General features: G+C 74.1%; 9 protein-coding genes and 1 tRNA gene. 1 reads left to right on the forward strand and 9 read right to left on the reverse strand.

Annotated elements, in window-relative coordinates:
• Positions 1–288: trehalose-6-phosphate synthase (locus tag VFW24_08890; GenBank protein HEX5266878.1), on the forward strand; the 288-nt coding region annotated here is incomplete at its 5' end.
• A gap of 13 nt (positions 289–301) precedes the next feature.
• On the opposite strand, the gene otsB is transcribed toward VFW24_08890, so the two are convergent.
• The 9 genes from otsB to VFW24_08935 form a co-directional block, all read right to left on the reverse strand.
• Positions 302–1,087 carry a trehalose-phosphatase gene (gene otsB / locus VFW24_08895; protein HEX5266879.1) on the reverse strand — a complete coding sequence of 262 codons (786 nt, stop codon included), beginning with the start codon at positions 1,085–1,087 and terminating at the stop codon, positions 302–304.
• A 7-nt stretch (positions 1,088–1,094) separates the two neighbouring features.
• Positions 1,095–1,592, reverse strand: a complete 498-nt coding sequence (locus VFW24_08900) for a LytR C-terminal domain-containing protein (GenBank protein HEX5266880.1) — start codon at positions 1,590–1,592, stop codon at positions 1,095–1,097.
• On the reverse strand, positions 1,589–1,849 hold the full coding sequence (locus VFW24_08905; GenBank protein HEX5266881.1) for a DUF3263 domain-containing protein: 261 nt from the start codon (positions 1,847–1,849) through the stop codon (positions 1,589–1,591). The genes VFW24_08900 and VFW24_08905 overlap by 4 nt, the downstream gene beginning before the upstream one ends.
• A gap of 84 nt (positions 1,850–1,933) precedes the next feature.
• Entirely contained in the window at positions 1,934–2,731 is a 798-nt protein-coding gene (locus VFW24_08910; GenBank protein ID HEX5266882.1) for a crotonase/enoyl-CoA hydratase family protein, read from the reverse strand.
• A 33-nt stretch (positions 2,732–2,764) separates the two neighbouring features.
• Positions 2,765–2,838 (reverse strand) — tRNA-Thr (locus VFW24_08915).
• Positions 2,839–2,891: 53 nt separating this feature from the next.
• Positions 2,892–3,560, reverse strand: coding sequence for an RNA polymerase sporulation sigma factor SigH (gene sigH, locus VFW24_08920; protein ID HEX5266883.1), 669 nt, complete (start codon positions 3,558–3,560; stop codon positions 2,892–2,894).
• Positions 3,561–3,831: 271 nt separating this feature from the next.
• Entirely contained in the window at positions 3,832–4,626 is a 795-nt protein-coding gene (gene rlmB / locus VFW24_08925) for a 23S rRNA (guanosine(2251)-2'-O)-methyltransferase RlmB (GenBank protein HEX5266884.1), read from the reverse strand.
• Positions 4,623–5,102, reverse strand: a complete 480-nt coding sequence (gene ispF, locus VFW24_08930; GenBank protein HEX5266885.1) for a 2-C-methyl-D-erythritol 2,4-cyclodiphosphate synthase — start codon at positions 5,100–5,102, stop codon at positions 4,623–4,625. The genes rlmB and ispF overlap by 4 nt, the downstream gene beginning before the upstream one ends.
• A 4-nt stretch (positions 5,103–5,106) precedes the next feature.
• Positions 5,107–5,578 (reverse strand): 2-C-methyl-D-erythritol 4-phosphate cytidylyltransferase (locus tag VFW24_08935; GenBank protein ID HEX5266886.1); only part of this gene is annotated, 472 nt, incomplete at its 5' end.

Consider the following 5,578-nt stretch of genomic DNA (forward strand, 5'->3'; position numbering starts at 1 on the left):
GGCATGAACCTGGTGGCCCTCGAGGGCCCGGTGGTCAACCGCCGCGACGGGATCGTGGCCCGGTCCCGCCAGGCCGGGGCGTGGGACGTGCTGGCCGGGGACGCCGTGGGTCTCAACCCCTTCGACGTGGGCGGCACCGCCGACGCCCTGGCCACAGCCCTGGACCTGGGGGGGCCAGAGCGCGAGGAACGGTCCCGGGCGGTGCGGGAGCGGGCCAAGGCAATGGAGCTGCACGACTGGCTCGACACCCAGGTGGGCATGACGGCCGCCGGCGGGGCTGGGGCGTAGGGGACCGGGCGGGTTAGCAGCAGAGCTCGTTGAGGAACGCCAACGCCGCCTCCGGGCCCGGGAGCACCAGGTCGGCGGCGGCCAGGACCTCGGGCGATGCCTCGTCGGAGCCGGCCACGACCTTCACCGTGCTGACCCCCGCGTCGCGCAGGGCGTCGAGGGCGGCGAAGGCGGGCAGATCCCCGATGTCGTCCCCCAGGTAGCAGGCGGCCGCGAAGCCGGACGCCAGCTCCGTCACCGCCGTCCCCTTGTCGACCGGGAGGGGAGGGCGCAGCTCGACCGAGCGGCGGGCGGCATGGACCGCCAGGCCGAGCCCGTCGGCCGACGCCGAGGCGAAGCCCCTGGCCCAGCGCTCCCCTTCGGGGTGCTGGCGCCAGTGCAGCGTCACCGACAACCCCTTGCGCTCGACCCGCACGCCGCGCGGGGCGGCCGCCTCGGCGCGGCCCGCGGCCGTCTCGACCGCGTCCCGCCACTCCTCGGCGGCGGGGGCCACTCGCACCCTGCCATCGCCCTCCAGCCACTCCAGCCCGTACAGGCCGCTGATCTGCAGGGCCGGGGGCAGCGGGGTCGACAGCTCGAGGCGCTCACCCAGGAAGGCAACGGGGCGGCCCGACACCACCGCTACCCGCCCGTAGCTCGCGCACAGCGCCAGCAGGGTGGCGACGGCGCCGGGCAGGGGCCGAGCGGCGGCGTGGTCGTCCACGATCGGGGACAGGGTCCCGTCGAAGTCGCTGATCAGGCAGGTGTGGGCGGGATCGGCCCGCAGGGTCTGCAGGGCGCCGGCCCGGGCGTCGGCCACCCGGTCCCTAGTGGAGGGAGCTGACCAGGTCGGGCCCGACCACCACGATCACCTCGGCGCCCGAGGAGTTGGCCACCGGCAGCTGGCTGGTCATGGCCTGGAGGGTGCCGGTGCCGAGCCCGGCCGCGGCGGCGACAGCCTGGGCGTCACCCTGGTAGCCCGACGCGTAGTAGACGGCCGACGCCCGGGCTGTCGAGGTGGTGTTGGTCGGAGCCAGCAGGTCGTAGCCCCCGGGGGCCAGCTTGGTCTTCATCTTGCCGGCCAGCCCGGCCACGCTGGTCCCGTTGGCCACGAGCACCTTCACCGACGAGGGCGAGTGGGTGGCCAGCGCCCGGGTCGTGCTGGTGGTCGTCGAGGACCGGGCCGTGGTCGTCGTCGAGGTCACCACGGCGGCGGCGGGCGCCGGGCCCGAGGCGGCGCCGCTCTTGCCGATCGAGGACAGGATCCCCACACCCAGCGCCACCGCCGCGGCGACGAGGAAGACCCCCCGCGCCGAGGGGCTCACCGGGCTCGGGGACCGTCGGCCGACCGGCCCTCGTACCGGGCCCGCCGGCGCCGGTCCCGATCCCGCCGCAGGCGGAGCACGACCAGCGGGTCGTAGGCGAAGGCCTCGGCGGAGTCCATCAGCGCGCCGACCAGCCGGTAGTAGCGGGTCGTCGACAGGCCCAGGCGGTCCCGGATCCGGGCCTCCTTGGAGCCGGGCTCCTGCCACCAGGCGCGCTCGAGGTCGAGAATGGCGCGCTCTTGGTCCGAAAGAGGCATTGGGGCCAGCCTGCCAACCAGGAGGTCGCGAAGCAAGCATCCCCCGCACCCGTCCACCACCGGCCTGACCGGGTGCGCCACCTCCTACCGACGCTGGAAGTTCGCAGCCCGCTTCTCGGCGAAAGCCCGGGGGCCCTCCTTGGCGTCCTCGGAGGCCATCACCGCGTTGGTGTACGCCGACTCGTAGGTGAAGGCGTCGTCCTCACTCATGTGGGCGGTCTCGTGCAGGGTCTTGAGGATGGCCTCCACGGCCAGGGGCCCGTTGGCGGCTATGGCGGCGGCCAGTTCCCGGGCCTTGTCGAGCGCCTGTCCGTCCGGCACGACGTGACCAACGAGACCGACGTCGCGCGCCTCGGAGGCCGTGATGTGACGGCCGGTGAGGAGGATCTCGGCCGCGACCGTGTACGGGATCTGCCTCTGCAGGCGGACGGCCGATCCGCCCATGGGATACAGCGACCAGCGCGCCTCCGAGACCCCGAAGCGGGCGCTCTCGCCGGCCACCCGGATGTCGGTGCCCTGGAGGATCTCGGTACCGCCGGCGATGGCCACCCCTTCCACCGCGGCCAGGACCGGCTTGGTCGGCCGGTAGGTCTTGAGCAGCCCCCGCATGATGAAGCCGGGGTCCTCCCGCAGCCGGGCCTGCTCGTCGATGGCGCCGTCGGGGTCCACATCGCCGGCCATGGCCCGGAGGTCCATGCCGGACGAGAAGTTCCCTTCGGCCCCGGTGAGGATGGCGCAGCGCAGGTCGTCGTCGTGACTCAGCGTCTTCCACGCGTCGTCCATCAGGGCGAACATCGTGAGCGTCATCGCGTTCTTACGCTTCGGGCGGTTCATCGTCACGATGAGTACCGACCCGTCACGGGCTACCTCTAGTTGGGCCATGGTGTCGCCTCCTCGGTCCGGGAAGACCCTCAGAGCCCGAGGTCGGATTCGAACCGACGGCCGCCCGCTTACAAGGCGGGTGCTCTGACCAACTGAGCTACTCGGGCCTCAGGGCAAGGTACCCGGGCGCGAGCCCATGGACTGGTTCCGGGACGAGCGGTCAGGCGACGGCGAGGGCGTCGGACTCGGCCGTCGCCTCGTTCACCAGGTGGGTGTCCAGCTTCCTCTTGATGCGCTGCAGGGCGTTGTCGATCGACTTCACGTGGCGCTGCAGCTGCACCCCGATCTCCTGGTAGGAGCGGCCCTCGACGTAGAGCGACAGGACCTCGACCTCGAGGCCGGAGAGCATCTCGGACATCGAGGTCCGGAGGCGCTCCATCCGCTCCCGGGTCACGACCTGCTCGGCGGGGTCGGGGGCGTGGTGCCCCTCGAGGATGTCGTCCCCGGAGCGCTCGTTGCCGTCCTCCCCCGGGCGCCCGGCCGAGATCGAGACGTACTGGTTCAGCGGCTGGTGCTTCTGGCGGGTGGCGGTCTTGATGGCGGTGATCACCTGGCGGGTCACGCAGAGCTCGGCGAAGGCCCGGAACGAGGCCTCCCGGTCGGGCCGGTAGTCCCGGGCCGCCTTGAACAGGCCGATCAGGCCCTCCTGCTCCACGTCGTCGGCGTCGGCGCCGACGAGGAAGTAGGCGCGGGCCTTGGACCGGGCGAAGCGGCGGTACCGCTCCATCAGGCTGTCCAGTGCCCCGACGTCCCCTGCCTGGAATCGCTCGACGAGCTGTTCGTCGGTCATCTCGCCGGTGGTGGTGAGGAAATCGCTGCGGGGGGCCATTTCTGCTCCTGGTTTGGTGTGACGCTGGGTGCGGTGTCGGCTAGGTGATGGGCTACCAGCCCGTACGGACTAGTTCTTTATATGCAGCCCTCACCGCGGGTGTCAACGGTCACACCCAGTGATTTTTGGGTCCAGGGGCAGGATTTAACACTCAGGACGTCATATATAGGATGTTTTAATCCGCCACGGAGTGCTACGCAAGGGCTAGTCCGATCGGCCCACCCCCCTCACGGGGTGTCCCGGATGCCGGCTCCCCGGCCCGCCCGAGGGCTCACCCTCGGTGGCGGGCCACCTCGAAACAGGCCACGGCGGCGGCCGCCGACACGTTCAGGGCCTCGAGCGAGCCCCGCCGGGGGATCGAGACCAGGAGGTCGCAGCGGGCCCGGGCCAGCCGGGACAAGCCCCGGTCCTCCGCCCCCAGCACCAGCGCCACCGGACCGTCGGCCACCTCCAGCCCGAACAGGGACGCCGGGGCGCCCGCATCCAGGCCCACGCTCCACACCCCGGCCCGGGCCAGGGTCGTCAGGGCCCCGGGGATGCCCGGCACCAGGGCCATCGGCAGGTGCTCGATGGCGCCGGCCGCCGCCTTGGCCACCGTCGGGGTCACGTGGACGGCGTGGTGGCGGGCCAGGACCACCCCGGTGGCGCCGGCGCACTCGGCGCTGCGCATGACCGCCCCGACGTTGTGCGGGTCGGTCACCCCCTCCAGCACGACCAGGAACGCCGGCCCGGGCCGGCCCGGGGTACCCCGGGCCAGCTCCTCCAGGTCGGCCTCGTCCAGCGGGTCGGCGTGGGCCAGCACCCCCTGGGGGGCGTCGGTCCGGGCCTCCTGCTCCATCTGGCGCCGGCCCATCCAGCGGACGGGCACCCGCCCCGACGTGGCCAGATCCACGATGGCCTCGAGGACCGGAGAGGGGTCGGCGCCCTCGACCACCCAGACGTCACGCACCCGCCGGCGCCGGGCGGCGAGCAGCTCCCGGACGGCCCGGCGGCCCTCGACCTGCTCCCCCCCGAGCCCCCGGGCGGATCGGGGCCGGCCTCCCCGCGGCGCGCCCCGCTGGCTCACGCCGGCCCGACCCGTTCCAGGAGGGCCACCGCCCAGCAGGCGACGCCCTCCCCCCGGCCCAGGGTGCCCAGGCCCTCGGGGCTCTTGGGCTTGACCGTCACCGGCGCCCCGACGACCGCCGACAGGCGCAGCTGCATGGCCCGGCAGTGCTCGGCCAGGCGCGGCGCCTCGAGGACCACGGCGCAGTCGACGTTGGCCGCCCGCCAGCCCTCGCCGGCCACGGCGTCGACCACCAGGCGCAGGAGCCCCACCGAGTCCGCCCCCGCCCACTGCGGATCCGAGGCGGGGAACCGGGTGCCGAGGTCCCCGAGGCCGGCCGGCCCGAGCAGGGCGTCGGCCACGGCGTGGGCCACCACGTCGGCGTCGCTGTGGCCCTGGAGGCCGGGGTGACCCTCGATCCCGACCCCCCCGAGGACCAGCCGGCGGGCGGGATCGTCCGAGAAGGCATGGGCGTCGAAGCCCAGCCCGACCCGCACCGGCCTACCCGCGCCCGATCAGGGCGGCGGCCCGGACCAGGTCGTCGGCGCGGGTGATCTTCAGGTTGTCCGGCTCCCCGGGAACCACGACCACCCGGCCCCCGTCCGCCTCCACCAGGGCGGCGTCGTCGGTGGCATGGGTCCCGGAGCGGTGGGCCCGGCGCAGGGCGGCCCCGGCAAAGGCCTGGGGCGTCTGCACCAGCACGAGCGGGTCCCGGTCGAGGGTCTCCTCGACCACTCCGTCCCCGCCCACCCGCTTGACGGTGTCGGGGACCCGCACGCCCGGGACGGCGGCGTCGGCGCCGGCCGCCACCGCCTCGACCACGGCCCGGAACAGGGCGGGGGAGGCCAGGGGTCGGGCGGCGTCGTGGACGACGACCACGGCCACGTCCTCGGGGACCGCGCTCAGGCCGGCCCGGACCGAGTCGGACCGGGTGGCGCCGCCGGGGACGGTCACGTCCGCCCCGGGCGCCGGC

Source organism: Acidimicrobiales bacterium (assembly GCA_036273495.1).
Classification (GTDB): Bacteria; Actinomycetota; Acidimicrobiia; order Acidimicrobiales; family JAJPHE01; genus DASSEU01.

Excerpts from the sequence above, each read along its gene's own strand:
- VFW24_08905 (HEX5266881.1), bottom strand. The coding sequence starts at position 1,849 with ATGCCTCTTTCGGACCAAGAGCGCGCCATTCTCGACCTCGAGCGCGCC.
- VFW24_08910 (HEX5266882.1), bottom strand. The coding sequence starts at position 2,731 with ATGGCCCAACTAGAGGTAGCCCGTGACGGGTCGGTACTCATCGTGACG.
- sigH (HEX5266883.1), bottom strand. The coding sequence starts at position 3,560 with ATGGCCCCCCGCAGCGATTTCCTCACCACCACCGGCGAGATGACCGAC.